This is a genomic window from Streptomyces sp. NPDC001544, assembly GCF_042894285.1.
GTDB lineage: Bacteria > Actinomycetota > Actinomycetes > Streptomycetales > Streptomycetaceae > Streptomyces.
In genome coordinates, this window is record NZ_JBIAVN010000001.1 from 1103176 (window position 1) to 1129781 (window position 26606).

A 26606-nucleotide genomic window follows, 5' to 3' on the forward strand; every position below is an offset into this window, starting at 1 on the left:
TCTCGTGCGCCCGCTCCCGCGCCGCCCCGTGCTGTCAGACGCCCCCCACCTCGGCGGCGAACGGCGGCTCGGCCCCGGCCCGGGAGCAGGTGATCGCCGCCGCGCGGGCCGCGAACCGCATCAGCCGCGTCCAGCCGTCCGAGCCCAGCGCGGCGAGGGCCGAGGGGGAGAGGGCGTCCTGCCGGGACAGCCCGTGCAGCAGAGCCGCGTTCACCGTGTCACCGGCGCCGATGGTGTCCACGACGTCGACCTTCACACCGGGCACGGAATGCTCGGCGCCGTCCCGGGTGAAGGCGGTGAGACCGTCGCCGCCCCGGGTGACCACGACGGCGGAAGGACCCGCGGCGAGCCATTCGTCCGGGGTGCCGCCCAGCCAGCGGGCGTCCTCCTCGGAGAGCTTCAGCAGGGTCACCGACGGCAGCCAGCTCTTGAAACGCGCACGGTAGGCGTCCGCGTCGGAGATCAGGCCCGGCCGGATGTTCGGGTCGAGGGCGGTGAACAGCCCCTGCCCGGCAGCGGTCCGCATGAGCTCCTCGTAGGCGCTCGCCCCCGGCTCCAGGACGAGTGAGCAGGTGCCGAAGGACACCGCGCGGGTCCCGGCGGGAAGGCCGGCGGGGACCGTGAACAGGCGGTCGGCAGTGCCCTGGACGTAGAAGGAGTAGGCGGCGGAACCGTCGGCGTCGAGGGTGGCGACCGCGAGGGTGGTGGGCTCCGCGCCGCGCTGCACGGCCGAGACGTCCACGCCCGCCCGCCGGAGCCCGTCCAGCAGGGCCTCGCCGAAGGCGTCGCAGGAGGTGCGGGAGCAGAAGGCGGTGGCGGAGCCGAGGCGGCCCAGCGCCAGGGCCGTGTTGTAGGGGCCGCCACCGAGTGCCGGCTGCAGCCCCGCCAGGGCGCCCTGGCCCTGCGGTACGAGGTCGATCAGTGCCTCACCGGCGACGACGATCACGAGTCGGTTCCTTTCTCGGGGCACCCGCACGACGTGCGATGAACGAAGGAGCAGGGCAGCCGGACGGTCCGGGCGGGCCCGTCCGGCGTGGCCAGGCGGTCGAGGAGGACCCGGACCGCCCGGGCGCCGATGTCCCTGCTGGGCTGGGCGATCGCGGTGAGCCGCGGGGAGAACAGATCGGCCCAGGCGAAATCGTCGAAGCAGCACAGGGCGATGTCGCCGGGTACGGACAGGCCCCGGTCGCGCAGGGCGCGCAGGGCGCCGATGGTCATCGCGTTGTTGGCGGTGACCAACGCCGTCGGGGCGGGTCTGAGCGCCAGCAGCGCCGCCGTGGCCCGCTCGGCGCCGGCCGACTCGGAGTTGCCGGAGACGACGAGGCGGGGGTCGTGGGCGAGCCCGGCCGCGGCGAGGCCCTGCCGGTAGCCGGTGATCCGCTCGCCGGTGGTGCTCAGCCCGGGCAACCCGGCCACCAGTGCGATCCGGCGGTGGCCGAGCCCGGCCAGATGGGTCACGAGCCGGGTCATCGGCTCGGTGTTCTCCGCGCAGACCTGGTCGAAGCGCGGTGCGGAGGTCGTGCGGTCGTCGACCACCCGGTCCAGGAACACCGTCGGCACGGCCTGCCGGCCGAGGTAGGCGACGAGCTCGCGGGGGTCCGCGGACGGCGCGACGATCATGCCGTCCACCCGGCGCTCGTGCAGCAGCTGGACGACCTTGCGCTCGTGCCCGGGATCGTCGTGCGGATCGGCGATGAGGAGGCTGTAGCCCTCCTGCAGGGCCGCGGCCTCGACCCCCTGCAGGATCTCCGTGAAGTAGGGGTTGGTGATCGCCGACACCGCGAGCCCGATCGAGCGGGTGCGGGAGGTCACCAGGGAGCGGGCCAGGGTGTTGGGCGTGTAGCCGAGCTCGTCGATGGCGTCCAGGACCGCCTGGCGGGTGTGGGGCAGCACCGGGCGGGTGCCGTTGAGCACGTGGGAGACGGTCGCCACCGAGACGCCGGCGCTGCGCGCGACGTCGGCCATGGTGGGCATCGGATCGGGCTCCCTCCTGGGCCCCGGCGGGTCCTGCTGGCCGGAAGGTACCCCATGAGGGCGCCCGACGTAAACGTTTGCGCAAGCGTTTACGCGCAGCGCTTCAGTCCCAGTCCCAGCAGATGCCCACGATGCCCGGCCGGGTCCGCGGCTCGACGACGTGCACCGAGCGGTGCAGTCCGCTGAGCGGCAGCTCCTGCCGGCCGCTGCGCGGGGCCGCCGTGGAGGGCTGCGTGAACCGGTGGCAGCGCACCGGCAGCGCCCCCGCGTCGAAACGCACCTGGAGGGCGTACTGCCCGCCGGGGAAGCCGAAGCCACGCGCGTACTCGCGGCAGAGCCCGGCCGTGCCGTCCTCGACGCCGTACCGGAAGAGGAAGGTGTCGCCCGACCGCAGCCGGGTGTCGAAGAGCAGCTCCGCGACGAGCACCCCGGTGTCCTCGTCCCAGCGGACCCGGCCGGTGCGGCAGTTCTCCAGGGCGCGGACGTTCATACGCCGCGGCACGCAGCCCGGGTCACCGTGGTGGACGGCCACGAAGCGGTCCACGCCGTCCCGGTGCGCGCGCACGATGTGGTGGGACTCCCGGCCGGCCAGTTCACGGCGCGCCCCGATCCGTATCCGCTCATGGTGTCCGAGGGTGTCCAGGCCGCCGTCGAGCGACCAGCCGAGGTCCGCCTGCAGCCGGTCCAGGACGCCGGAGGCCTCGACCAGTGAGCGGTACGACCGGGCGGCGGCCGGCGTCGAGGTGGCCTGGCGTTCGCCGGACTCGGCGAGCAGCCGGATCAGCGACTCGTCCGGCAACTGAAGGATCTCCTCCAGCGCCCGCACGGCCCGCAGCGACTCCGGGCGCTGCGGGCGCCGGGCCCCCTGCTGCCAGTAACTCAGGCTGGTCACCCCGACCTTGACCCCGTGCCGGGAGAGATGGTGCTGCACGCGCTGGAGCGGCAGTCCGCGGGCGGCGATCGCGGCCCGCAGGGCGACATGGAAGGGGCCGCCCCGAAGGGCCGTGTCCAGTTCGGCGGCGACATCCGCGTGCTGTGTGGCGTGCGGCATGCACAGGGGCCTTTCTGTGAAGGTTCACTACGGCTGGTCAGACCGTGCGCGTGGGCCTGGGCCCTGTCCGTTCGGATCATCCCGGCGGCGTGGGGAGTTCCGCCCGGGGGCCACCCCGTCGGCGCCGGGGTTGTCGCACACCCGTACGCTGTTGCCACCCGCCGTCGTTCACGGCCCCCGAGTTCCTCCGCATTGAAGCGTGTTGACCTTGCTCCGACAACACCTCGCGTTCGGCCGCCGTGCACACTTGGCCGAGCAGCGCCCCCGGGCGGGGCGGCAGGCGCGTGGCGTCGTCCACAGGCCCGCCGCGGTGTCGGTCCTCGCCAGTAGGGTGTGAGACATGGCCGACCCCTCCAGCTACCGCCCCAAGCCGGGAGACATCCCGGACTCTCCCGGGGTCTACAGGTTCCGGGACGAGCACCGCCGGGTGATCTACGTCGGAAAGGCGAAGAGCCTGCGCCAGCGTCTGGCGAACTACTTCCAGGATCTGGCGAACCTCCACCCCCGCACCCGGACGATGGTCACCACCGCCGCGTCCGTGGAGTGGACCGTGGTGTCCACGGAGGTCGAGGCGCTGCAGCTGGAGTACTCGTGGATCAAGGAGTACGACCCCCGGTTCAACGTCAAGTACCGCGACGACAAGAGCTACCCGTACCTCGCGGTGACGATGAACGAGGAGTTCCCCCGGGTCCAGGTGATGCGGGGTCACAAGAAGAAGGGCGTCAGGTACTTCGGTCCGTACGCGCACGCGTGGGCCATCCGCGACACCGTCGACCTGCTGCTCCGCGTCTTCCCGGTACGCACCTGCTCGGCCGGCGTCTTCAAGAACGCCGCCCGCACCGGCCGTCCCTGCCTGCTCGGCTACATCGGCAAGTGCTCGGCCCCCTGCGTCGGCCGGATCCCGGCCGAGGACCACTGGGAACTGGCGGACGAGTTCTGCGACTTCATGGCCGGGCGCACGGGCACCCACCTGCGCCGTCTGGAGAAGCAGATGACGCAGGCGGCCGACGAGATGGAGTACGAGCGGGCCGCCCGCCTGCGCGACGACATCGAGGCCCTGAAGAAGGCCATGGAGAAGAACGCGGTCGTGCTCGCCGACGCGACCGACGCCGACCTCATCGCGGTGGCCGAGGACGAGCTGGAGGCGGCCGTCCAGATCTTCCACGTCCGTGGCGGCCGGGTCCGAGGTCAGCGCGGCTGGGTGACCGACAAGGTCGAGGAGATCACCACCGGCGCCCTGGTCGAGCACGCCCTGCAGCAGCTGTACGGCGAGGAGAGCGGTGACGCGGTTCCCAAGGAGGTGCTCGTCCCCGCTCTGCCCGAGCCGGTCGAACCGGTCCAGGAATGGCTGACCGGCCGCCGCGGGGCGGGTGTCTCCCTGCGCATACCGCAGCGCGGCGACAAGAAGGCGCTCATGGAGACCGTGCAGCGCAACGCACAGCAGGCACTCGTCCTGCACAAGACCAGGCGTGCCTCCGACCTCACCACCCGCTCGCGCGCCCTGGAGGAGATCGCCGAGGCCCTCGACCTGGACAGCGCCCCCCTCAGGATCGAGTGCTACGACATCTCCCACCTGCAGGGCGACGACGTGGTCGCCTCCATGGTCGTCTTCGAGGACGGTCTGCAGCGCAAGGGCGAGTACCGGCGCTTCCAGATCAAGGGCTTCGCGGGCCAGGACGACGTCCGGTCCATGCACGAGGTGATCACCCGCCGGTTCCGGCGTTATCTCGCCGAGAAGGAGAAGACCGGCGAGTGGGTGGACGACGGCTCCGAGGACGGCGAGCTCGGGAACGAGCCCAGGGACGGGCTGAAGGACGACGACGGCCGTCCCAAGAAGTTCGCCTACCCGCCGCAGCTCGTCGTCGTGGACGGCGGACAGCCGCAGGTCGCGGCTGCCCAGCGGGCCCTGGACGAGCTCGGCATCGATGACATCGCGGTCTGCGGCCTGGCCAAGCGCCTGGAGGAGGTGTGGGTGCCGGGCGAGAGCGACCCGGTGGTCCTGCCCCGCACCAGCGAGGGCCTCTACCTGCTCCAGCGCGTCCGCGACGAAGCGCACCGGTTCGCGATCACCTACCAGCGGGCCAAGCGCGCCAAACGCTTCCGCGCCGGCCCCCTCGACGAGGTGCCCGGCCTCGGCGACACCCGCAAACAGGCGCTGATCAAGCACTTCGGCTCGGTGAAGAAGCTGCGGTCCGCCACGCTGGACCAGATCCAGGAGGTCCCCGGGATAGGCCGCAAGACGGCCGAGACGATCGCCGCGGCCCTCGCCCTGGCGGCCCCGGCCGCCCCGGCCGTCAACACGGCGACCGGAGAGATCATTGAAGACGGGGAACCCGGTACGACGGGGGATTCCTCGGGGGAGCCCGTGACGGCGGGCACCCCGGACGAACGACGGGGGCAGGAGACATGACGGAGCACGAGGCACACCCCACAGCGGACCGAGATCCGGCACACGAGGAAAAGCGCGAGGACCAGCCGCAGCAGGCGGTCCAGGACAACGGAGCAAAGGTGAGTACGGGCAGCGAGACAGCCGGGGCCCCCGACGGGGCCATCCCCGAGCTGGTGATCATCTCCGGCATGTCCGGAGCCGGCCGCTCGACGGCCGCCAAGTGTCTGGAGGACCTCGGCTGGTTCGTCGTCGACAACCTTCCGCCCGCGCTGATCCCCACCATGGTGGAGCTCGGCGCCCGCTCCCAGGGCAACGTGGCGCGGATCGCGGTCGTCGTCGACGTTCGCGGCCGGCGCTTCTTCGACAACCTGCGGGAGTCGCTCGCCGACCTCGACGCCCGGGGCGTCACCCGGCGGATCGTCTTCCTGGAGTCCTCCGACGAGGCACTGGTGCGCCGTTTCGAGTCGGTGCGCCGCCCGCACCCGCTCCAGGGCGACGGCCGGATCGTCGACGGCATCGCCGCCGAACGGGAGCTGCTGCGCGAGCTGCGCGGTGACGCCGACCTGGTGATCGACACCTCCAGCCTCAACGTGCACGAACTGCGCGCCAAGATGGACGCCCAGTTCGCCGGCGAGGAGGAGCCCGAGCTGCGGGCCACCGTGATGTCCTTCGGCTTCAAGTACGGCCTGCCGGTCGACGCCGACCTGGTCGCGGACATGCGGTTCCTGCCCAACCCGCACTGGGTCCCGGAGCTGCGCCCGTTCACCGGCCTCAACGAGGAGGTGTCCGCGTACGTCTTCAACCAGCCCGGCGCCAAGGAGTTCCTCGACCGGTACGCCGAACTGCTGCGGCTCATCGCGGCCGGTTACCGCCGCGAGGGCAAACGGTATGTGACCATCGCCATCGGCTGCACCGGCGGCAAGCACCGCTCGGTCGCGGTGTCGGAGAAGCTCGCCGCGCGGCTCGCGGCCGAGGGTGTGGAGACGGTGGTCGTACACCGGGACATGGGACGGGAATGACGGAACGTACACCGCGGCTGCGCGGGCTGCGCCGGGTGGTGCCGGAGGCCCGCGCCGGCCGGCCCGTCGAGGTCCGCGGCGCCAGGCCGCGCCGGCGCGGCGCCCAGCCCAAGGTCGTCGCCCTCGGCGGTGGCATGGGCCTGTCCGCCTCGCTGGCCGCGCTGCGCCGGATCACCGGCGACCTCACCGCCGTCGTCACCGTGGCCGACGACGGCGGTTCCAGCGGGCGCCTGCGCGACGAGCTGGGTGTGCTGCCGCCCGGCGACCTGCGCAAGGCGCTGGCCGCGCTGTGCGGTGACGACGACTGGGGCCAGACCTGGGCCCGGGTCATCCAGCACCGCTTCCAGTCCCAGGGCGACCTGCACGAGCACGCGGTCGGCAACCTGCTGATCGTGGCCCTGTGGGAGCAGCTCGGCGACCACGTCCAGGCCCTGGACCTGGTCGGCAAACTGCTCGGCGCGCACGGGCGCGTACTGCCCATGTCCGCCGTGCCGCTGGAGCTCCAGGCCCTGGTCAAGGGACACGACCCGCAGCGTCCGGACGACGTCGACACGGTACGGGGGCAGGCCACCGTCGCCCTCACCCCGGGCGAGGTGCAGTCCGTGCACCTGGTGCCGAACGACCCGCCCGCCGTCCCGGAGGCCGTCGCCGCCGTCCTGGACGCGGACTGGGTGGTGCTCGGCCCCGGCTCGTGGTTCTCCTCCGTCATCCCGCACCTGCTCGTCCCCGAACTCCTGGACGCGCTCACGGAGACGAAGGCACGCCGGGTGCTGTCCCTGAACCTCGCCCCGCAGCCCGGAGAAACCGAGGGGTTCTCCCCGCAGCGTCATTTGGAGGTTTTGGGGCGACACGCCCCTAAACTCGCCCTGGACGTGGTGCTGGCCGACGAGGCCGCCGTGCCCGACCGCGACTCCCTCACCGAGGCCGCCAAGCGGCTGGGAGCCGCGGTCGAGCTGGCGCCCGTGGCCCGGACCGACGGGACCCCGAGGCACGACCCGGAGCTGTTGGCCGCCGCGTACGACCGTATTTTTCGGATGCATGGAAGGATCGGCCCATGGCGATGACGGCAGCGGTGAAGGACGAGATCTCCCGGCTCCCCGTCACCCGGACCTGCTGCAGGAAGGCGGAGGTCTCCGCCATCCTGCGGTTCGCCGGCGGCCTCCACCTGGTCAGCGGACGCATCGTGATCGAGGCGGAGCTGGACACCGCGATGGCGGCCCGGCGCCTCAAACGGGACATCCTGGAGATCTTCGGCCACAGTTCCGAGCTGATCGTGATGGCGCCGGGCGGGCTGCGCCGCGGCTCGCGGTACGTGGTGCGGGTGGTCGCCGGAGGTGACCAGCTCGCCCGGCAGACCGGCCTGGTGGACGGCCGGGGCCGCCCGATCCGGGGCCTGCCCCCGCAGGTGGTCTCAGGCGCGACCTGCGACGCCGAGGCGGCCTGGCGCGGTGCTTTCCTGGCGCACGGCTCACTGACCGAGCCGGGACGCTCCTCCTCCCTGGAGGTCACCTGCCCGGGTCCCGAGGCCGCGCTGGCACTGGTCGGCGCCGCCCGCCGCCTCTCGATCGCCGCCAAGGCCCGCGAGGTGCGGGGAGTGGACCGGGTGGTCGTCCGGGACGGGGACGCGATCGGTGCCCTGCTCACCCGGCTCGGCGCGCACGAGTCGGTGCTGGCGTGGGAGGAGCGCCGGATGCGCCGCGAGGTGCGCGCCACGGCGAACCGGCTCGCCAACTTCGACGACGCCAACCTGCGCCGCTCGGCCCGGGCCGCCGTCGCCGCCGGTGCCCGCGTCCAGCGCGCCCTGGAGATCCTCGGCGACGAGGTCCCCGAGCACCTCGCGGCCGCCGGGCGGCTGCGGATGGAGCACAAGCAGGCCTCCCTTGAGGAGCTGGGCGCCCTTGCCGACCCGCCGCTGACCAAGGACGCCGTGGCCGGCCGTATCCGCCGTCTGCTGGCGATGGCCGACAAGCGCGCCTCCGACCTCGGTATCCCGGGCACGGAGGCCAACCTCAGCGAGGAGCTGGCGGACAACCTGGCGGTATGACGACAACCGGTCAGTGCGCCGGTGCCTGCGCCCACTCGGGTGACGGCACCGGCGTTTTGCTGTCCTTGGGGCGCTCTTGACTGGATCATGAGGTGTCATGAGCCTGGCAGGTGTCCGCCGCCGGGGCGGACCATTAGGGGGGTTCATGAGACACAGAGCGAGATCGATCCTCGCTGTCGGCGCGCTCCTGCTCGGTGGAGCGAGCCTCGCACCCATCGCCCACGCACAGTCCGCTGCCTCGGCCAGAGCCGACGCGGGCAGGGACGACGAGGTCAAGGTCTTCCGCGCCGAAGTCACCCGGAAACAGGTACCGCTACTGCTCGCGGCCGGACAGGACGGCCAGGAACTCGGCGACCAGGTGACCGGAGCCGGCAAGCACACCGTCGAGCTCTACCTCACCGACAAGCAGGCCGAGAAGCTCGGGAAAGAGGGCGTCGACCTCACCGAGCACAAGCTTTCGGCCAAGGCCGCGACCCGCGTCGAGGACGCCGCCCAGGGCGTGTTCCGCCCGTACAGCGGAACCGGCGGCCTGAAGGAGGAGATCCTCAAGGTCGCCCAGCAGAACCCCGGCCTCACCAAGGTCGAGTCCATCGGCAGGACCGTGGGCGGCCAGGACATCCTCGCCCTCAAACTGACCAGGAACGCGAAGAGGTCCAAGGACGGCTCCAAGCCCTCCGTGCTGTACATGTCCAACCAGCACGCGCGCGAGTGGATCACGCCGGAGATGACGAGGCGGCTGCTCCACTACTACCTGGACCGCTACAAGACGGACAAGCGCATCAAGAAGATCGTCGACTCGACCGAGCTGTGGTTCGTGCTCTCGGCCAACCCCGACGGCTACGACTACACCTTCAAGAACTCCGACACCCGTCTGTGGCGCAAGAACCTGAGGGACGTCAACGGCGACGGCGTCATCTCCACCGGCGACGGCGTGGACCTCAACCGCAACTTCGCCTACAAGTGGGGCTACGACGACGAGGGTTCGTCCCCCAACCCCACCAGCGAGACCTACCGCGGCGCGAGCCCGGCGTCCGAGCCGGAGACCAAGGCCCTCGACCGCTTCGAGAAGCGCGTCGGCTTCACCTACGGCATCAACTACCACTCCGCCGCCGAACTCCTGCTGTACGGAGTCGGCTGGCAGGTCGCCACACCGACCCCGGACGACGTCCTCTACAAGGCACTCGCCGGCACCCCGGAGCACTCCGCTATCCCCGGCTACCACCCGCAGGTCTCCTCGGAGCTGTACACCACCAACGGCGAGGCGGACGGCCACGCCTCCAACGTCAACGGCATGGCGATGTTCACCCCGGAGATGTCGACCTGCCAGACCGCTTCGGACATCGACCCGAACGACGCCTGGAAGGCCGCCGACTGCCAGTCGGTCTTCAACTTCCCCGACGACGAGAAGCTGATCCAGCAGGAGTTCGCCAAGAACATCCCGTTCGCGCTCTCCGTCGCCGAGACCGCCGCCCACCCCGACAAGCCGGCCTCCTCGGTCGGACTGGGCGCGGCCGACTTCACCCCGGCGACGTTCCCCACGTCGTACGCGCGCGGCGCGGACCAGGAGGTCTCGGTCGTCGTCCGCAGGTCCGTGCGGGACAAGGAGCTCAAGTACCGCGTCAACGGCGGCCGTGCGCGCGAGCGCACGCTCAGGCACTGGAAGGGCGGCGAGACCTTCGGCGGTGCGGACAACCTCTACTTCGACGAGTACCGGGCCAAGGTCCGCGGCGGCGAGCCCGGTGACAAGGTCGAGGTGTGGTTCACCGGCCGGACGAGGAGCGGAAAGCGCACCTCCAGCCCGCACTTCACGTACACCGTGGCCAAGCGGTCCGCGGCGGACACCCTGGTGGTCGCCGAGGAGGGCGCGCCCGCCGCTCAGGCGCAGAAGTACGTGGACGCGCTGAAGGCGGCCGGCCGCAAGGCGATCGTCTGGGACGTCGCCGAGCAGGGAGCGCCGGACGCGCTCGGCGTGCTGAAGTACTTCAGGACGGTCGTGCACTACTCCGGCGCGAGCGGCCCGGGCAACGCCACCCAGCTCCAGCTGCGTGCCTACCTCAACGAAGGCGGAAAGCTGATCGAGGCCGGTGAGCTGGCGGGCGGCAACGTCGCCCTCGCCGACGGCACCCTGTCGGACGACTTCAGCCAGTACTACCTCGGCGCCTACTCGCGCACGTCGCTCGCCGGGGCCACCGGCTTCACCGGCTCGGGCGAGTTGGGTGGGGTCACTGCCGCCCTGGGCGACGCGCCCGGCAACCCGCTCGACAAGGCCGGCAGCTACGCCGTCACCTCCGACGAGCTGCCCGCGGCGAAGTACCCGCAGTTCGCCAGCGCGGGCGCGGGCCAGTTCGCGGGCACCGTCAACCCCTACGGCCCGTACACGGGCTCGTACATGGCCGCGGCGGTGCACACCGACGACGCCTACAAGCGCCTGACCCGGACCGTCGACCTCACCGGTGTCAGCGCCGCCGACAAGCCGACGCTCCGTACCCGGCTGCTGTGGGACACCGAGCCGGGCTACGACCACGCGGTGGTCGAGGCGCACACCACCGGCGCGAACGACTGGACGACACTCCCGGAGGCGGGCGGCGCCACCTCCACGGCCGTGCCGGCCGACTGCGAGGCCGGGTTCCTGGTCAACGAGCATCCCTGGCTCAAGCACTATCTGACCTTCGCGACCAGCGGCTGCACCGCGACCGGCAGCACCGGCTCGTGGAACAGCCTCACCGGCAGCTCGAACGGCTGGCGTTCGGTCGACTTCGACCTCAGCGCGTACGCGGGGAAGTCCGTCGAGCTCTCGATCGCCTACATCACCGACCCGGGCACCGGCGGCCACGGCGTCCTCGCCGACGACGCCTCGCTCGTCGTCGGCGGCACGGCCAAGGAGACCGAGGGCTTCGAGACGTCGCTGGGCGCCTGGAAGGCGACCGGACCGCCACCGGGCAGCCCGGCGGCACTGAAGGACTGGACGCGCACCGGAGCCCTGTTCAAGACGTACGGAGCGGTCACCACCGACCGGACCGTGCTGCTCGGCTTCGGCCTGGAACAGGTCCCGGCCGCGGCCGACCGCAAGGCCCTGGTGAAGAAGGCCCTGGCGGCACTCGACAAGTGAGCCGACGCGCTCACGAACGAGTGATCCGGGCACTCGGCCGGCACTGACAATTCATGGCTGAACCGGGTGATCCGGGCGCAAGTCCGGGGCGGTCCGTACCCCTACTGGCGGGTACGGACCGCCCTGCCGTGTATGAGGCATCTGGATGTCACCACCGGGCCCCCAGGGAGGTAGGGTCGGGGGTGGTCGGGGACATCCCAAACACAGCTCGCCGGCACCGCATGGCCGGCGTACCAACGAGGAGATCGGTTCGTGACGATCCGCGTAGGCATCAACGGCTTCGGCCGCATCGGGCGTAACTACTTCCGCGCGCTGCTCGAGCAGGGGGCGGACATCGAGGTTGTGGCTGTCAACGACCTGGGTGACACCGCGACCACCGCCCACCTGCTCAAGTACGACACGATCCTGGGGCGCCTGAAGCAGGAGGTCTCCCACACCGCCGACACGATCACGGTCGACGGCCACACGATCAAGGTGCTCTCCGAGCGCAACCCCGCCGACATCCCGTGGGGCGAGCTGGGCGTCGACATCGTCATCGAGTCGACCGGCATCTTCACCAAGAAGGACGACGCCGCGAAGCACATCGCCGGCGGCGCGAAGAAGGTCCTCATCTCGGCTCCGGCCAAGGACGAGGACATCACCATCGTGATGGGCGTCAACCAGGACAAGTACGACGCGGCGAACCACCACGTCATCTCCAACGCCTCCTGCACCACCAACTGTGTGGCGCCGATGGCGAAGGTCCTCGACGAGAACTTCGGCATCGTCAAGGGCCTGATGACGACGGTGCACGCGTACACGAACGACCAGCGCATCCTGGACTTCCCGCACAAGGACCTGCGCCGCGCCCGTGCCGCCGCCGAGAACATCATCCCGACCACCACGGGTGCCGCCAAGGCCACCGCCCTCGTGCTCCCGCAGCTCAAGGGCAAGCTGGACGGCATCGCCATGCGCGTCCCGGTCCCGACCGGCTCGGTCACCGACCTCGTCGTCGAACTCGGCCGTGAGGTCACCAAGGAAGAGGTCAACGCCGCCTTCCAGAAGGCCGCCGAGGGCGAGCTCAAGGGCCTCCTCGACTACACCGAGGACCCGATCGTCTCCTCCGACATCGTCAACGCCCCGGCGTCCTGCACCTTCGACTCCTCCCTGACCATGGTCCAGGAGGGCAAGAACGTGAAGGTCATCGGCTGGTACGACAACGAGTGGGGCTACTCCAACCGCCTCGTCGACCTGACGGTCTTCGTCGGCAACCAGCTCTGATCGCCGAAGCAGGCATCTCGGTGTGAGGACAGGGCTCGGGCAGCGTGCGAACGCGCTGCCCGAGCCCTGACTCACGTACAGATCAGGCCCTCTTTACGATCACGAGCATCATGATCCCTCCTCAGGAGTCCCTCCCCATGAAGACGATCGACGAACTTCTCGCCGACGGCGTGGACGGCAAGCGGGTCTTCGTCCGTGCCGACCTCAACGTGCCGCTCGCCGACGGCACCATCACCGACGACGGCCGCATCCGCGCCGTCCTGCCCACCGTCAAGGCCCTGGCCGACGCGGGCGCCAAGGTGATCGTCGCCTCCCACCTGGGCCGCCCCAAGGGTGCCCCGGACCCGGCCTTCTCCCTCGCCCCGGCCGCCTCGCGCCTCGGTGAACTCCTCGGTTCCGCGGTGTCGTTCGCGACCGACACGGTCGGTGAGTCCGCGAGGGACGCCGTCGCGGGCCTGATCGGCGGCCAGGTCGCGGTCATCGAGAACCTGCGCTTCAACGCCGGCGAGACCAGCAAGGACGACGCCGAGCGCGGCGCCTTCGCCGAGCAGCTCGCCGAACTCGCCGACGTGTACGTGGGCGACGGATTCGGCGCGGTGCACCGCAAGCACGCCTCCGTGTACGACCTCCCGGCCCGGCTGCCGCACTACGCCGGCCACCTGATCGCCACCGAGGTCGGCGTTCTGAAGAAGCTCACCGAGGACGTCCAGCGCCCCTACGTCGTCGCGCTCGGCGGCGCCAAGGTCTCCGACAAGCTCGCCGTCATCGACGAGCTGCTCGGCAAGGCCGACCGCCTGCTCATCGGCGGCGGCATGGCCTACACCTTCCTCAAGGCCAAGGGCTACGAGGTCGGCATCTCCCTGCTCCAGGAGGACCAGGTCCCGGCCGTCACCGAGTACCTGGAGCGCGCCGAGAAGCTGGGCGTCGAGCTGGTGCTCCCCGTCGACGTCGTGGTCGCCCGGCAGTTCCCGGACCTGAAGGCCAAGGCGCCCACCCAGCACACCGTGGTCGACGCGGACAAGATCCCCGAGGACCAGGAGGGCCTGGACATCGGCCCGAAGACCCGCGAGCTCTACGCCGCGAAGCTCGCCGACGCCGCGACCGTCTTCTGGAACGGCCCGATGGGCGTCTTCGAGCACCCCGACTACGCCGAGGGCACCAAGGCGGTCGCCCAGGCCCTCGTCGACGGACACGGCTTCAGCGTCGTCGGCGGCGGCGACTCCGCCGCGGCCGTGCGTACGCTCGGCTTCGACGAGAACGCGTTCGGCCACATCTCGACCGGTGGCGGCGCCTCCCTCGAATACCTCGAGGGCAAGACGCTCCCCGGCCTCGCCGCACTGGAGGACTGAACAAGCATGGCTGCATCCACTACTTCCGGTCGCACGCCGATCATGGCGGGCAACTGGAAGATGAACCTCAACCACCTCGAGGCCATCGCCCACGTCCAGAAGCTCGCCTTCGCCCTCGCGGACAAGGACTACGAGGCCGTCGAGGTCGCCGTCCTGCCGCCCTTCACCGACCTGCGCTCCGTGCAGACCCTGGTCGACGGCGACAAGCTCAAGATCAAGTACGGTGCCCAGGACGTCTCGGCCCACGACTCAGGCGCCTACACGGGCGAGATCTCCGGCTCGATGCTGGCCAAGCTCAAGTGCACGTACGTGGTGATCGGCCACTCCGAGCGCCGCCAGTACCACAACGAGACCGACGAGCTCGTCAACGCCAAGGCCAAGGCCGCCTTCCGGCACGGCCTGACCCCCATCCTGTGCGTCGGTGAGGAGCTGGACGTCCGCGAGGCGGGCAACCACGTGACCCACACCCTCACCCAGGTCGAGGGCGGTCTGAAGGACCTCACGGCCGAGCAGGTCGAGACCGTCGTGATCGCGTACGAGCCCGTCTGGGCCATCGGCACCGGCAAGGTCTGCGGCGCCGAGGACGCCCAGGAGGTCTGCGCCGCCGTCCGCGGCAAGATCGCCGAACTCTACTCGCAGGACGTGGCCGACAAGGTGCGCGTCCAGTACGGCGGCTCCGTGAAGTCCGGCAACGTCGCCGAGATCATGGCGCAGGCCGACATCGACGGCGCCCTGGTCGGCGGGGCCTCGCTGGACGCGGACGAGTTCGTCAAGATCGTGCGATTCCGCGATCAGTGAGCACAGATGTGAGTAGGCGGTAGCGGCGATCCGTCGTACCCTTGCGGGGGTACAGCCCGGGTGCTGTGCCCCCGTCCATCCGATTCCGAGGAAGTTGGTCCAGCCGTGGTTTTGGGGTTCTCGATCGCCCTGATCGTCTTCAGCCTGCTGATGATGCTGCTGGTGCTGATGCACAAGGGGAAGGGCGGCGGCCTCTCCGACATGTTCGGCGGCGGCATGCAGTCGTCCGTCGGCGGTTCCTCGGTCGCCGAGCGCAACCTCGACCGGATCACCATCGTGATCGGTCTGCTGTGGTTCGCGTGCATCGTCGTCCTCGGCCTCCTGATGAAGTCGAACGGCTGATCGCACCTGATCGACGTCAGGACAAGTACATACATTCCGTACGTTGAGCCCCATGTTGGGTACGCGCTCCTGTGCGCGGCCTATCATGGGGCTTGCGTCTGCAGAGCGGGGGGTTTGTAACTCCAATCACTGGACGCGCGTTGGGCCTTACGTAGACTGAGGCGCTCGCAGCGGAGCGAAACGCCGACTCGCTTCGCGGCACCATCACGCAGGGAGTTACGACCGTGGCAAGTGGCAACGCGATCCGAGGTAGCCGGGTCGGGGCGGGGCCGATGGGCGAGGCCGAGCGCGGCGAGTCCGCGCCGCGTCTGCGCATCTCCTTCTGGTGCTCCAACGGGCACGAGACCCAGCCCAGCTTCGCCAGCGACGCGCAGGTGCCCGAGACCTGGGACTGCCCGCGCTGTGGCTTCCCGGCAGGTCAGGACCGGGACAACCCGCCGGACCCGCCGCGCACCGAGCCCTACAAGACGCACCTCGCGTACGTCAGGGAGCGGCGCAGCGACGCGGACGGCGAGGCCATCCTCGCCGAGGCGCTCGCCAAACTGCGGGGCGAGATCTAGGAGTTGAAACCGGCCGGGTGTCCGTGGGCGCCTGGCCGGAGCTGTTTCTCCCCTCGGCCGACGGCCGATTGTCAGTGCTGCCCTCTACGGTTCGTGCATGGACCGGCAGTGAGGCACGGACCGACTGGGGGAGTCGTGATGACGGTCGAGGACGCGGGCAGGGCCGCGCCCGCGTGGCGCGGGGAATTCGGGCGGCTGTGGACGGCCGCCGTGGAGTCCCGGTTCGGGGCCGCGTTACGGACGTCCGCGCTGCCCCTGCCCGCCGTGCGCCTCACCCGGCGTACCGCTCGCCGTCGCCGTCCCCGTCGCCTTTCGCCTTCGCCTTCGCGCTGACCACCCCGCAGACCCTCTTCGACAACGCCCTCCACGGCCCTGCCGACCTCCCTCGTGGACCGCGTCCCCCTCGGCGGAGCCGTGCTGCACGTGACGCGCCGGCTGGACCCCGGCAACGCGGTCGCCGGCGCCGTGGCCCGGGGTACGGGCTGAACGGGCCCGCCCTGTCCGCTGCCGTGCTCTTCTCCCCGGCGGTCATCACGTTGATACCGGCGGGCAAGCCGGACGTACCTGTTGTCGCCTCGGACGACGGCGCGACGACCGCTCACGCCACGCGCTGATCAACTAGGTTGGAACCCGCAGCGGGGCAAGGTACGCAGCAGGGAACAGGCAGGAAAGAAGGCTGAAGTCCGAAATGAACGCAGACGGCCGTACCAGGCTCAACCAGACGCCCGAGTGGACCGCTCTCGCCAAGCACCGCGAGGAGCTCACCGACACCCATCTGCGGGACCTGTTCGCCGCGGACCCCGGCCGCGGCACCGGGTACACCCTCCAGGTCGGTGACCTGTACGTCGACTACTCCAAGCAGCTCGTCACCGACGAGACGCTGCGGCTGCTGCGCGAGCTGGCCGCCGCGACCGACGTCTTCGGCCTGCGGGACGCCATGTTCCGCGGCGAGAAGATCAACACGACGGAGAACCGGTCGGTGCTGCACCTGGCGCTGCGGGCCCCACGGGACGCGGTGATCGAGGTCGACGGGGAGAACGTCGTCCCGGCGGTGCACGCCGTGCTCGACAAGATGAGCGACTTCGCCGAGCGGGTCCGCTCGGGGGAGTGGACGGGGCACACCGGCAAGCGCATCAGGAACGTGGTCAACGTCGGCATCGGCGGCTCCGACCTCGGTCCCGCGATGGCCTACGAGGCGCTGCGCAGCTTCACCGACCGCGACCTCACGGTCCGCTTCGTCTCCAACGTGGACGGAGCCGACCTGCACGAGGCCACGCGTGACCTGGACGCGGCTGAGACGCTGTTCGTCATCGCGTCGAAGACCTTCACCACCATCGAGACGGTCACGAACGCCACCTCGGCCCGTGACTGGCTGCTCAGCGAGCTGAACGCCGGGCCGGAGGCCGTCGCCAAGCACTTCGTGGCCCTGTCGACGAATGCCGAGAAGGTCGGCGAGTTCGGTATCGACACCGCCAACATGTTCGAGTTCTGGGACTGGGTAGGCGGCCGGTACTCGTACGACTCGGCGATCGGGCTGTCGCTGATGATCGCCATCGGTCCGGACCGCTTCCGGGAGATGCTGGACGGTTTCCGGATCGTCGACGAGCACTTCAGGAGTGCGCCGGCGGAGTCCAACGTGCCGCTGCTGTTGGGGCTGTTGGGCATCTGGTACAACAACTTCCACGACGCCCAGTCGCATGCGGTGCTGCCGTACAGCCACTACCTGTCGAAGTTCACGGCCTACCTGCAGCAGCTGGACATGGAGTCCAACGGCAAGTCGGTGGACCGTCAGGGCCGCCCGGTCGAGTGGCAGACGGGGCCGGTGGTGTGGGGCACGCCCGGCACCAACGGGCAGCACGCTTACTACCAGCTCATCCACCAGGGTACGAAGCTGATCCCGGCGGACTTCATCGGCTTCGCCGAGCCGGTCGCGGAGCTGCGTGACGAGCTGAAGGCACAGCACGACCTGTTGATGGCGAACTTCTTCGCCCAGACGCAGGCGCTCGCCTTCGGGAAGACGGCGGAGGAGGTGCGGGCCGAGGGGGTGCCGGAGGAGCTGGTGCCGCACAAGACCTTCAAGGGCAACCGGCCGACGACGACGATCCTCGCGCGTGAGCTGACGCCGTCCGTGCTCGGGCAGCTCGTCGCGCTGTACGAGCACAAGGTGTTCGTGCAGGGCGCGGTGTGGGACATCGACTCCTTCGACCAGTGGGGTGTGGAGCTCGGCAAGGTGCTTGCCAAGCGGCTGGAGCCCGCGTTGACGGAGGGGGCGGAGGTGGCGGGGCTGGACGCGTCGACGTCTGCGCTGGTTGCCAAGTACCGGGAGCTGCGCGGGCGTTGACGGGGGGTTTGCCCACCCGCCCGCCCTTGTCGACGGGCCGGGGCGGCCCCCGCCCCTGGGGCTCCGCCCCAGACCCCGGCAGGGGGCTTCGCCCCCTGCACCCCCGGGGGTTGCCCACCCACCCACCCGTTGCTGTGGGTCAAGAGGTCCCGCCCTGGGGCTCCGCCCCAGGCCCCGGCGGGGGCTTCGCCCCCTGCACCCCTGCGGGGCTCCGCCCCAGGCCCCGGCGGGGCTCCGCCCCCGTCCGCCGCGCTGTCCCTTCCCCGGCCGCCGCCTCAAGCCACCGCGCTCAACGTGTCCGCCAGTCTCCGTCTTGCCGCTCGGCCTGCGGGGAGGGTTGCCAGGGCGGCGGCGCCCAGGACGGCTGCTGAGGCGAGGAGCAGGAGGAGGGACGGGGAGGGGATCTGGGCGATGCCGGCGCCGATGCCGCTGGAGCGGCCCTGGGTGTCGATCAGCCAGTGGGCCAGGGGGAGGCCGAGGGCGGTACCGGTGAGGGCCGCGGCGAGGGCCGTGCAACTGGTCGCCGTGACGGTGATCGCGGTGATCTGGCGCGGGGACATGCCGATGGCCTTGAGGGCGAGCAGGTCGCGCTCGCTCTCGCGGACCGTGCCGCCGATCGCGGTCAGCAGCTCGATGAGGCCGATCAGCGCCAGGACGGCGATCAGGCCGACCACTACTCCGCGCAGCGGGGACAGGCCGTCGGCCGGGTTCGTCACGGCGTGCACGTCGAGGTGGCCTTGGCCGGCCGCCGTCAGGGCGGTCGCGACGCGGTCGGGGTCGGCGCCGGGGCGCAGGCGCAACTGGTACAGGGTCGGGGCCAGCCCGGGGTCGTTCTCGCGGAGGGTGTCCAGCGAGGTGGAGATCACCCGGCCGGCGTTCTCCGGTTCGATGCTGCGGCCCACGATGTGCAGGATCTGCGGCTGGTCGCCGACCGTCATCCGTACCCAGTCGCCGACGCGCACATCGAGGAGGTCCAGCAGGCCCTGGCCCGCCACCGCCTCGTCGGGACCGCTCGCCGGACGGCCCGCGGCGAGCGTGTACGGGTAGGGGTCGTGGTGGGTGCCGAGACCGCGCAGGGCGATGGTGGCTGTCTGGCCCGGGACCAGCGCGGCCACCTCGACGCCAGGGTAGACGGCCGCGACCCGAGGGTCGTGGTTCAGCAGCGTGCGGGTCTCGCCGTCGGTCGTGCCGCTGTCCGCCCGTACGGTGAGTGCCGCGGGCAGCCCCATCCGGTCGGGGCTGTCGTGGAAGCGGTCGATGGTGGTCCAGGCGCTCATGGCCACCACGATGAGCAACAGCGGAAGGGCCAGCCGCCCGATCGTGGCGAGCGCGCGTGGGCGGCGGGTGAAGGCCTGGTGCCAGCCCAGCACGAGGGCGGGCGGCATGCGCAGACCCAGAGCCCTGCGGGCCACGCCGGTCAGCCGTCCGCCGGCCGGAGCGGCGGGGCGCGGCACCGGCACGGGGGGCACCCGTCCCGCCCGCCAGGCCGCGAGCCCGGTGACCGCGCCGATGAACAGCACCGCGCCCACCGGCACCGCGACGAGGGTCACCGTGTGCCCCGGCAGCCCCTGCCACACGCCGACCGCGTCGCCGAGCCGGCCGGGGACGGAGGTGCCCAGGCCCTGGGTCAGCGCGGCGGCGGCCACGGCGCCGAGAAGGGCGTAAGCGACATGCTGGAGCAGGAAGATCCGGACGACCTGGGCGGGCGTGAAGCCGATCGCCTTCAGGACCGAGATGTCCCGGAGATGGCCGCCGATACGGGTGCCGATCGCGCCGTGCACCGCGAACCCGGCGGCGAGCAGCGCGCCCAGGCCGAACAGGCCGAGGACCTGGCCCAGCAGCCGGTTGTCGCCCTGCGCCTCGGCCCGCGCCTGCTGCCAGGTGGAGACCTCGCCGACCGCGCCCGCGCCGAGCACGGTGACGGCCCGCTGGACGGCGTAGTCGGTGTCGCCGGGATCGGTGAGGCGCAGTCCGATCACCCGGCCGCCGGGGTCGCGTACGGCGGCCGGCGGAGCCCAGACCAGGCCGGGCTGCTCGCCCGCGCGGTAACGCGGTTCGGCGCTGTCGGCGACGCCGACGACGGTCAGCTTCCGGGCGGTGCCCGGCAGGGTGAGCGTGTCGCCGGGCTCGGCCAGCAGCGCCCGCGCGAGTCGGCTCTCCAGGACGACACCGTCGGGTTCCCGGGCGTCGAGCCAGTGACCCGAGGTGAGCAGCGGACTGCCCACGGCCGGCCTCTCGGGGGTGGCGCGCAGTTCGACCGAGGCGCGGGTGCCGCGTGCGGAGACCGTGACGGACTCGGTCGGGTAGGGGCCGGCGACGGACTCGACACCGTCGAGCGAGGCGAGGCGGCCGGTGTCGGCGGACTTAACGGTGTGGATCCACACGTGGGCGCCCCGGGACTGGGTGAAGATCCGCTGCCAGGGGTTGGTCGCATAGCCGAACAGCGCCGTGGCCAGCAGCAGCGAGACGACGATGCCGGCGGTGGCCAGCACGATGAACAGCGCCTCGCCGCGATGCGTGCGCAAGTCGGAGTGGGCCCAGCGCAGGGTGGCTCGCACGCGTCAGTCCTTCAGTTCCAGCACGCCCGATATCCCGGTGCCCCGGCGCGACGGCGTGCCGTCCAGGTGCGCGTCGTCGACGATCCGCCCGTCGTAGAAACTGATCACGCGGTCCGCGGCGCTCGCCAGCCGGGCGTCGTGGGTGACCAGCAGGATGCTCTGCCCCCGGTCGTGGAACCGGGACAGCAGCCGCATCACCTCGCGGGTGCCCTTGCTGTCCAGGCTGCCGGCGGGTTCGTCGGCCAGCAGCAGCGGAGGATGGTTGACCAGGGCGCGGGCGAGTGCGACCCGCTGCTGCTCACCACCGGACAGCTCGCCCGGCATGCTGCGCTCCTTGCCCTGAAGGCCCAGCTCGGCGAGCAGTTCCTCCCGTTCGGCCCGTGCCTGCTTCGGCGAGCGGCCGACCAGGAGCGCGGGCAGCTCGACGTTGTCGGCGACCGACAGGTTGGAGACCAGGTTGAAGAACTGGAAGACGATCCCGATGCCTTTCCTGCGTTCCTCGGCCCACCGGGCCTCGCTGTAGCCGTCCGTGCACCGGCCGTCCAGCCAGATGCTGCCCCGGTCGGGCCGCTGCAGTCCGCCGAGCAGATGCAGCAGTGTCGACTTGCCCGCCCCGGACGGGCCGGTGACCGCCACGAACTCGCCGTGCCGCACGGACAGGTCGACCCCGCGCACGGCCCGGGCGGGCGCGCCCTCACCGTGGTGGGTCTTGACCAGGCCCTCGGCACGCAGCGCAGGAGTGGGGCTCTCGCTCACTCCAGCTCCTCCAGTTCCTCCTGGCACCGCTCCAGCCAGTCGAGGTCGGCCTGCAGGTGCAGCATCGCGCCCTCGATCAGCAGCTGGGCGATTCGGTTGTCCCGGTCCTCGGCGGCGGCCAGTTTCGACAGATCACGCATGGTGTTGAGGTACTGGCGCCGCTGCTTGTTGATGAGGGCGATCTGGTCGGCGAGACCGGTCTGCGGGGCCAGGGCGAGTTTCATGAAGAACTCGTCCCGGACCCGAGGCTCGTCCTCGGGCTCCTCGAACCAGACGCGCAGCGCCTCACGTCCGGCTTCGGTGAGGCGGTAGACCTTCTTGTTGGGCCGACTGGACTGCTCGACGTCCTCGCCCTCGATCAGTCCCGACTTCTCGAGGCGGCCGAGGGTCACATAGATCTGGCCGACGTTCGGCTGAGGGTACGCGGAGCCCAGCAGTTGCTCAAGGCCCTGCTTGAGCTCGTAGCCGTGGGCGGGGCGGCGTGCGAGGAGTGCCAGGAGGGGCAGGCGCACTCGTGCTGTCCTCCTAGTCTGCGTAATGTGCTCCAGGCCCTAGTATCGCCCATACCTAACAGGTATACATGGCCTCTGACTCACGGGCGAGGGTGCCCGCGGTGCCGGTGTGCAAGGAGGAACCTATGCGGTGGACGAGCGCCGCCGGTAGGGTCCTTCTCGTCCTCGTCGTGGTCATGACCGGGTATGTCACCTCGGGCGCCCGTGCCGACGAGGGCGGCGCCGGGGGCCGCGGCCCGCTCACCCTGGCCACCGCGGGGGACCTCACCGGCTATCTCGGCCCGCTGCTCCAGGGCTGGAACCGCACCCACCCCGGCGAGAAGGTCCACCTGGTCGAGCTGCCGGACTCCGCCGACGAGACCCACGCGCAGATGACCACCGACCTGCGCGACGGCGACCGCAGCCGGTTCGACGTGCTCAACATCGACGTCAACTGGACCTCGGAGTTCGCCGCCGCCGGCTGGATCCGGCCGCTGCCGGCGGACCGCTTCCCGCTCGGCACCTTCCTGCCGCCGGTCGTCGACACGGCCAGGTACGACGGACGCCTGTACGCCGTCCCGTACGTCACCAACGCCGGCCTGCTCCTGTATCGCAAGGACGTCCTGGACAAGGAGGGCGTGCCGCCGCCGCGCACCTGGGCGGAGCTCGAACACGACGCGAAGACCATCGCACCGAAGTACGGACTCGGCGGTTACGCAGGCCAGTTCCTGCCGTACGAGGGCCTCACGGTCAACGCGGCCGAGGCCGTCTACTCCGCGGGCGGGACCATCCTCGGCGACGAGGGGGAACGCGTCACCGTGGACTCCTCCGCCGCCCGCGAGGGCATCGGTTTCCTGGCGCGCGGCTTCCGCGAGGGCTGGATCCCGAAGCAGGCGCTGACGTACAAGGAGGAGGAGTCCAAGGACGCCTTCCAGGACGGCCGTCTGCTCTTCCTGCGCAACTGGCCCTACGCGTACGCCGTCGCCTCGGCCAAGGGCTCGAAGGTCGCCGGGAAGATCGGCGCCGTACCGCTGCCCGGACCGGACGGACCGGGCAGGAGTGTCCTCGGCGGCTCCGATCTGGCCGTGAACACACACGCCCGGCACCCCGACTCCGCCGCGCGTCTCATCGCGTACCTCACCAGCGAGCCCGTCCAGCGCCAGGTCCTCACCCGTGGCGCGCTGCCGCCCGTACGCGCCGCGCTGTACGAGGACCCCGAGCTCGTACGGGAGTTCCCTTACCTGCCGACCCTGCGCACCGCCCTGCGGGACGCCAAGGCGCGTCCCAAGAGCCCGCGTTACGACCAGGTCAGCCTGGTGGTGCAGGCGGTGGTGCACGATGCGCTGACCGGGCGGGAGACACCCGGAGCGGCCGTGCGGCGACTGGCGCGGGAACTCGACACCGTCGCCCATCGATAGTTACCTGTTAGGTAACGCGAACATCTCAACTGGGTGCGAGATGCCCGGCTAAGTCATGATTTTCGCCTCCCATGTCCCGGGAACCTCTGTTCTTTTCATTGACACCCCTGTGAAACGCCTACCTAACATGCATGCATAACTGCTGCCCTTCACAGAGACAGGCCACAGGGTTGAACAGGCTTCATTGGTGGCGTGACGCGGTGATCTACCAGGTCTACGTCCGCAGCTTCCTCGACAGCACCGGCGACGGTGTCGGCGACCTGGCCGGCGTCCGGGCCGGGCTGCCGTACCTGAAGAAGCTCGGCGTCGACGGGATCTGGCTGAGCCCCTTCTACCCCTCGCCCCAGCACGACCACGGCTACGACGTCGCCGACTACTGCGACGTCGACCCGCTCTTCGGCGACCTCGCCGAGTTCGACCTGCTGATGGCGGCCGCCCGGCGGCTCGGTGTCAAGGTGCTCCTCGACATCGTCCCCAACCACTGCTCCAGCGAGCACCCGTGGTTCCGTGAGGCGCTCGCGTCGGCGCCCGGCAGCCCGGCCCGCGCCCGCTTCCACTTCGCCGACGGCCGCGGCCCGGACGGCAGCGAACCGCCCAACAACTGGCACGCCATGTTCGGCGGCCCGGCCTGGACCAGGGTCGGCGACGGCCAGTGGTACCTGCACATGTTCACGCCCGAGCAGCCCGACTGGAACTGGCGCCACCCCGACGTCCCCGCCGAGTTCGACCGCGTGCTGCGCTTCTGGCTGGACCGGGGTGTCGACGGCTTCCGCATCGACGTCGCCGCCGGACTGTTCAAGCACCCGGACCTGCCCGACTCCGACGACCCCGAGGCCGACGCCCGCACCCGTGACTCGGTCAACCCGCTCGCCTGGAACCAGCCCGAGGTGCACGACGTGTGGCGGCACTGGCGGTCGGTGTGCGAGGAGTACACGGCCCGCGACGGCCACGAACGCCTCCTCGTCGGCGAGGTCTCGGTGCCGAGCGCCCGTGAACACGCCCAGTACGTCCGCCCCGACGAACTCCACCAGGCCTTCTTCTTCGACCTGCTCAGCGCCCCCTGGGACCCCGACGCGTTCCGCAAGGTCATCTCCGAGGCCATGGACGACATCGCCGGCACCGGCTCGACGGTCACCTGGGTCCTCAACAACCACGACCAGGTCCGCACCGTCACCCGCTACGGAGAACCCGCGACCGAGGGCAGCGGCCTCGGCACCGCCCGCGCCCGCGCCGCCGCCCTGCTGATGCTGGCGCTGCCCGGAGCGGCGTACATCTACCAGGGCGAGGAACTGGGCCTGCCCGAGGTCGTCGACCTGCCCGACGACGTGCTCACCGACCCGATCTTCCGGCGTACCGGCAGCCGCGCCCGTATCCGCGACGGCTGCCGCGTGCCACTGCCCTGGTCCGGACAGGCCTCCCCGTTCGGCTTCACGTCCGGGACGGAGAGCGTGAAGCCGTGGCTGCCGCAGCCCGAGTACTTCGCCGAGTACGCCACCGACCGGGCCCTCGCCGACACCCGCTCGTTCTGGCACCTCTACCGCGACGGCCTCCAACTGCGCTCGGCCCTGCCGCAGTTGGGCGAGGGCTCGCTGCGCTGGCTGGACACCCCGCCGGGCGTCCTCGGCTTCGTCCGCGGCGACGGCCTCGTGTGCGCCGTCAACTTCGGTACGGCGCCCACGCCCGCGCCGGTCCCCGGCACCCCCCTGCTGTCCAGCGGCCCCTGCCCGGCCGGGGTGCTCCCCGGCTCGACGGCCGCCTGGTGGATCAACGACCTCTGACCCGCCCGTCACCTCCCCACCCCCCGAAGGGACATCGAAGATGATGCGACGACGCACCACCCTGCTCACCGGCTGCACCGCCCTCGTCCTGACGCTCGGCGCGACCGCCTGCGGCGGCGGCCCGATCTCCGCAGGCGGCGGCGACAAGGCGCTCAGCGGCCAGACCGTCACCGTCGCCGGTGTCTGGTCCGGCAGCGAGCAGAAGAACTTCCAGAAGGTACTGGACGCGTTCACCGCCAAGACCGGCGCCAAGACGCAGTTCGTGTCCACCGGCGACAACGTCTCCACCGTCGTCGGCAGCAAGATCGAGGGCGGCAACGCACCCGACGTCGTGATGGTGCCGCAGGTCGGCGTGCTCCAGCAGTTCGCGAAGAAGGGCTGGCTCAAGCCGCTGTCCGCCACCACCGAGAAGTCGGTGGACGCCGGTTACGCACCCGTCTGGAAGAAGTACGGCAGCGTCGACGGCCGCCTGTACGGCCTGTACTTCAAGGCCGCCCACAAGTCGACCGTCTGGTACAGCCCCGACGCCCTCACCCAGGCCGGGGTGAAGCCGCCGAAGACGTACGACGCGATGCTGAAGGCCGGGCACACCGTCTCCGACTCCGGGCTCGCCGCCTTCGCGGTCGCCGGGCAGGACGGCTGGACCCTCACCGACTGGTTCGAGAACATCTACCTCTCCCAGGCCGGGCCCGAGAAGTACGACGCCCTCGCCACCCACAAGCTGAAGTGGACCGACGCGAGCGTGGTCAAGGCGCTCGGCACGCTCGGCAAGCTGTTCAAGGACAAGCAGCTGATCGCGGGCGGCCGGAAGGAGGCCCTCAACACCGACTTCCCGGGCTCGGTCGAGAAGGTGTTCGGGCCCAAGCCCGAGGCGGGCATGGTCTACGAGGGCGACTTCGTCGCGGGCGTCGCCCACGACCAGTTCGGCAAGGCCATCGGCAAGGACGCGGACTTCTTCCCGTTCCCGGCGGTCGACGGCGGCAAGGCGCCGGTCGTCAGCGGCGGTGACGCGGCCGTGGTGCTGAAGGACGGCAAGAACTCCAAGGCCGGCATGAAGCTCCTGGAGTACCTGGCCACTCCTGAGGCCGCGGCGGTGTGGGCGAAGGCGGGCGGCTTCCTGTCCCCGAACAAGAAGCTCGACCTCGCCTCCTACGGCGACGACGTCACCCGCGCCACCGCCAAGTCCCTGATCGCGGCCGGGGACTCGGTCCGCTTCGACATGTCCGACCAGGTACCCGCCTCCTTCGGCGGCACCAAGGGCGTGGGGGAGTGGAAGCTCCTGCAGGACTTCCTGCGCGACCCCTCCGACCCGAAGGGCACCGCGGCGAAGCTCGAAGCCGCGGCGGCCAAGGCCTACCAGGACTGAGCC

20 protein-coding genes are annotated in these 26606 nt (G+C 70.9%); 14 read left to right on the forward strand and 6 right to left on the reverse strand.

What is annotated here, in order from left to right:
• Positions 1-34 precede the first annotated feature (34 nt).
• The 3 genes from ACFY0F_RS05060 to ACFY0F_RS05070 form a co-directional block, all read right to left on the reverse strand.
• Positions 35-946: a carbohydrate kinase gene (locus tag ACFY0F_RS05060; RefSeq protein ID WP_388788970.1), complete on the reverse strand. Its 912-nt coding sequence runs from the start codon at positions 944-946 to the stop codon at positions 35-37.
• Positions 943-1974 (reverse strand): LacI family DNA-binding transcriptional regulator, encoded by a 1032-nt coding sequence (locus tag ACFY0F_RS05065; protein WP_388788973.1) that lies wholly within the window; start codon positions 1972-1974, stop codon positions 943-945. Before ACFY0F_RS05065 ends, ACFY0F_RS05060 begins: the two co-directional genes overlap by 4 nt.
• Before the next feature lie 103 nt (positions 1975-2077).
• Positions 2078-3025, reverse strand: coding sequence for a hypothetical protein (locus tag ACFY0F_RS05070; protein WP_388788975.1), 948 nt, complete (start codon positions 3023-3025; stop codon positions 2078-2080).
• Between the two features lie 340 nt (positions 3026-3365).
• Between ACFY0F_RS05070 and uvrC the strand changes: the two genes are divergently transcribed.
• From uvrC to pgi, 11 genes are all read left to right on the forward strand, one after another.
• Positions 3366-5435, forward strand: coding sequence for an excinuclease ABC subunit UvrC (gene uvrC, locus ACFY0F_RS05075; protein ID WP_388788978.1), 2070 nt, complete (start codon positions 3366-3368; stop codon positions 5433-5435).
• Positions 5432-6433, forward strand: coding sequence for an RNase adapter RapZ (gene rapZ / locus ACFY0F_RS05080; protein WP_388788980.1), 1002 nt, complete (start codon positions 5432-5434; stop codon positions 6431-6433). Before uvrC ends, rapZ begins: the two co-directional genes overlap by 4 nt.
• Positions 6430-7497: a uridine diphosphate-N-acetylglucosamine-binding protein YvcK gene (gene yvcK / locus ACFY0F_RS05085; RefSeq protein WP_388788983.1), complete on the forward strand. Its 1068-nt coding sequence runs from the start codon at positions 6430-6432 to the stop codon at positions 7495-7497. The genes rapZ and yvcK overlap by 4 nt, the downstream gene beginning before the upstream one ends.
• Entirely contained in the window at positions 7488-8477 is a 990-nt protein-coding gene (gene whiA, locus ACFY0F_RS05090; protein ID WP_132886120.1) for a DNA-binding protein WhiA, read from the forward strand. Before yvcK ends, whiA begins: the two co-directional genes overlap by 10 nt.
• A 145-nt stretch (positions 8478-8622) precedes the next feature.
• Positions 8623-11586, forward strand: coding sequence for a M14 family zinc carboxypeptidase (locus tag ACFY0F_RS05095; RefSeq protein ID WP_388788987.1), 2964 nt, complete (start codon positions 8623-8625; stop codon positions 11584-11586).
• 252 nt (positions 11587-11838) lie between these two features.
• A complete protein-coding gene (gene gap / locus ACFY0F_RS05100; RefSeq protein ID WP_132854504.1) occupies positions 11839-12846 on the forward strand; it encodes a type I glyceraldehyde-3-phosphate dehydrogenase in 1008 nt (335 codons plus the stop codon).
• Positions 12847-12983: 137 nt separating this feature from the next.
• Positions 12984-14195, forward strand: coding sequence for a phosphoglycerate kinase (locus ACFY0F_RS05105; RefSeq protein ID WP_388788991.1), 1212 nt, complete (start codon positions 12984-12986; stop codon positions 14193-14195).
• Positions 14196-14237: 42 nt separating this feature from the next.
• On the forward strand, positions 14238-14993 hold the full coding sequence (gene tpiA, locus ACFY0F_RS05110; RefSeq protein WP_388789216.1) for a triose-phosphate isomerase: 756 nt from the start codon (positions 14238-14240) through the stop codon (positions 14991-14993).
• A gap of 111 nt (positions 14994-15104) precedes the next feature.
• A complete protein-coding gene (gene secG / locus ACFY0F_RS05115) occupies positions 15105-15335 on the forward strand; it encodes a preprotein translocase subunit SecG (RefSeq protein ID WP_358939699.1) in 231 nt (76 codons plus the stop codon).
• A gap of 224 nt (positions 15336-15559) precedes the next feature.
• A complete protein-coding gene (locus ACFY0F_RS05120; RefSeq protein ID WP_003976875.1) occupies positions 15560-15895 on the forward strand; it encodes an RNA polymerase-binding protein RbpA in 336 nt (111 codons plus the stop codon).
• Positions 15896-16583: 688 nt separating this feature from the next.
• Complete coding sequence (pgi, locus tag ACFY0F_RS05125) at positions 16584-18236, forward strand: glucose-6-phosphate isomerase (protein ID WP_388788994.1); 1653 nt, start codon at positions 16584-16586, stop codon at positions 18234-18236.
• 275 nt (positions 18237-18511) lie between these two features.
• Here the strand turns inward: pgi and ACFY0F_RS05130 are convergent, their stop codons facing one another.
• From ACFY0F_RS05130 to ACFY0F_RS05140, 3 genes are read right to left on the reverse strand one after another with little or no spacing between them, the layout of a single operon-like run.
• Positions 18512-20794 (reverse strand): FtsX-like permease family protein, encoded by a 2283-nt coding sequence (locus ACFY0F_RS05130; RefSeq protein ID WP_388788995.1) that lies wholly within the window; start codon positions 20792-20794, stop codon positions 18512-18514.
• Positions 20795-20797: 3 nt separating this feature from the next.
• Positions 20798-21550: an ABC transporter ATP-binding protein gene (locus ACFY0F_RS05135; RefSeq protein WP_388788998.1), complete on the reverse strand. Its 753-nt coding sequence runs from the start codon at positions 21548-21550 to the stop codon at positions 20798-20800.
• Entirely contained in the window at positions 21547-22062 is a 516-nt protein-coding gene (locus ACFY0F_RS05140) for a PadR family transcriptional regulator (RefSeq protein WP_388789001.1), read from the reverse strand. The genes ACFY0F_RS05135 and ACFY0F_RS05140 overlap by 4 nt, the downstream gene beginning before the upstream one ends.
• A 125-nt stretch (positions 22063-22187) precedes the next feature.
• Between ACFY0F_RS05140 and ACFY0F_RS05145 the strand changes: the two genes are divergently transcribed.
• The 3 genes from ACFY0F_RS05145 to ACFY0F_RS05155 all read left to right on the forward strand — a co-directional run bounded on the left by ACFY0F_RS05145 (position 22188) and on the right by ACFY0F_RS05155 (position 26603).
• Entirely contained in the window at positions 22188-23459 is a 1272-nt protein-coding gene (locus ACFY0F_RS05145; RefSeq protein ID WP_388789003.1) for an ABC transporter substrate-binding protein, read from the forward strand.
• 131 nt (positions 23460-23590) lie between these two features.
• Positions 23591-25237, forward strand: a complete 1647-nt coding sequence (locus ACFY0F_RS05150) for a glycoside hydrolase family 13 protein (RefSeq protein ID WP_388789006.1) — start codon at positions 23591-23593, stop codon at positions 25235-25237.
• A 40-nt stretch (positions 25238-25277) separates the two neighbouring features.
• The gene (locus ACFY0F_RS05155; RefSeq protein WP_388789009.1) at positions 25278-26603 is read left to right on the forward strand and encodes an ABC transporter substrate-binding protein; all 1326 of its coding nucleotides are present in this window, start codon (positions 25278-25280) and stop codon (positions 26601-26603) included.
• Positions 26604-26606 lie beyond the last annotated feature (3 nt).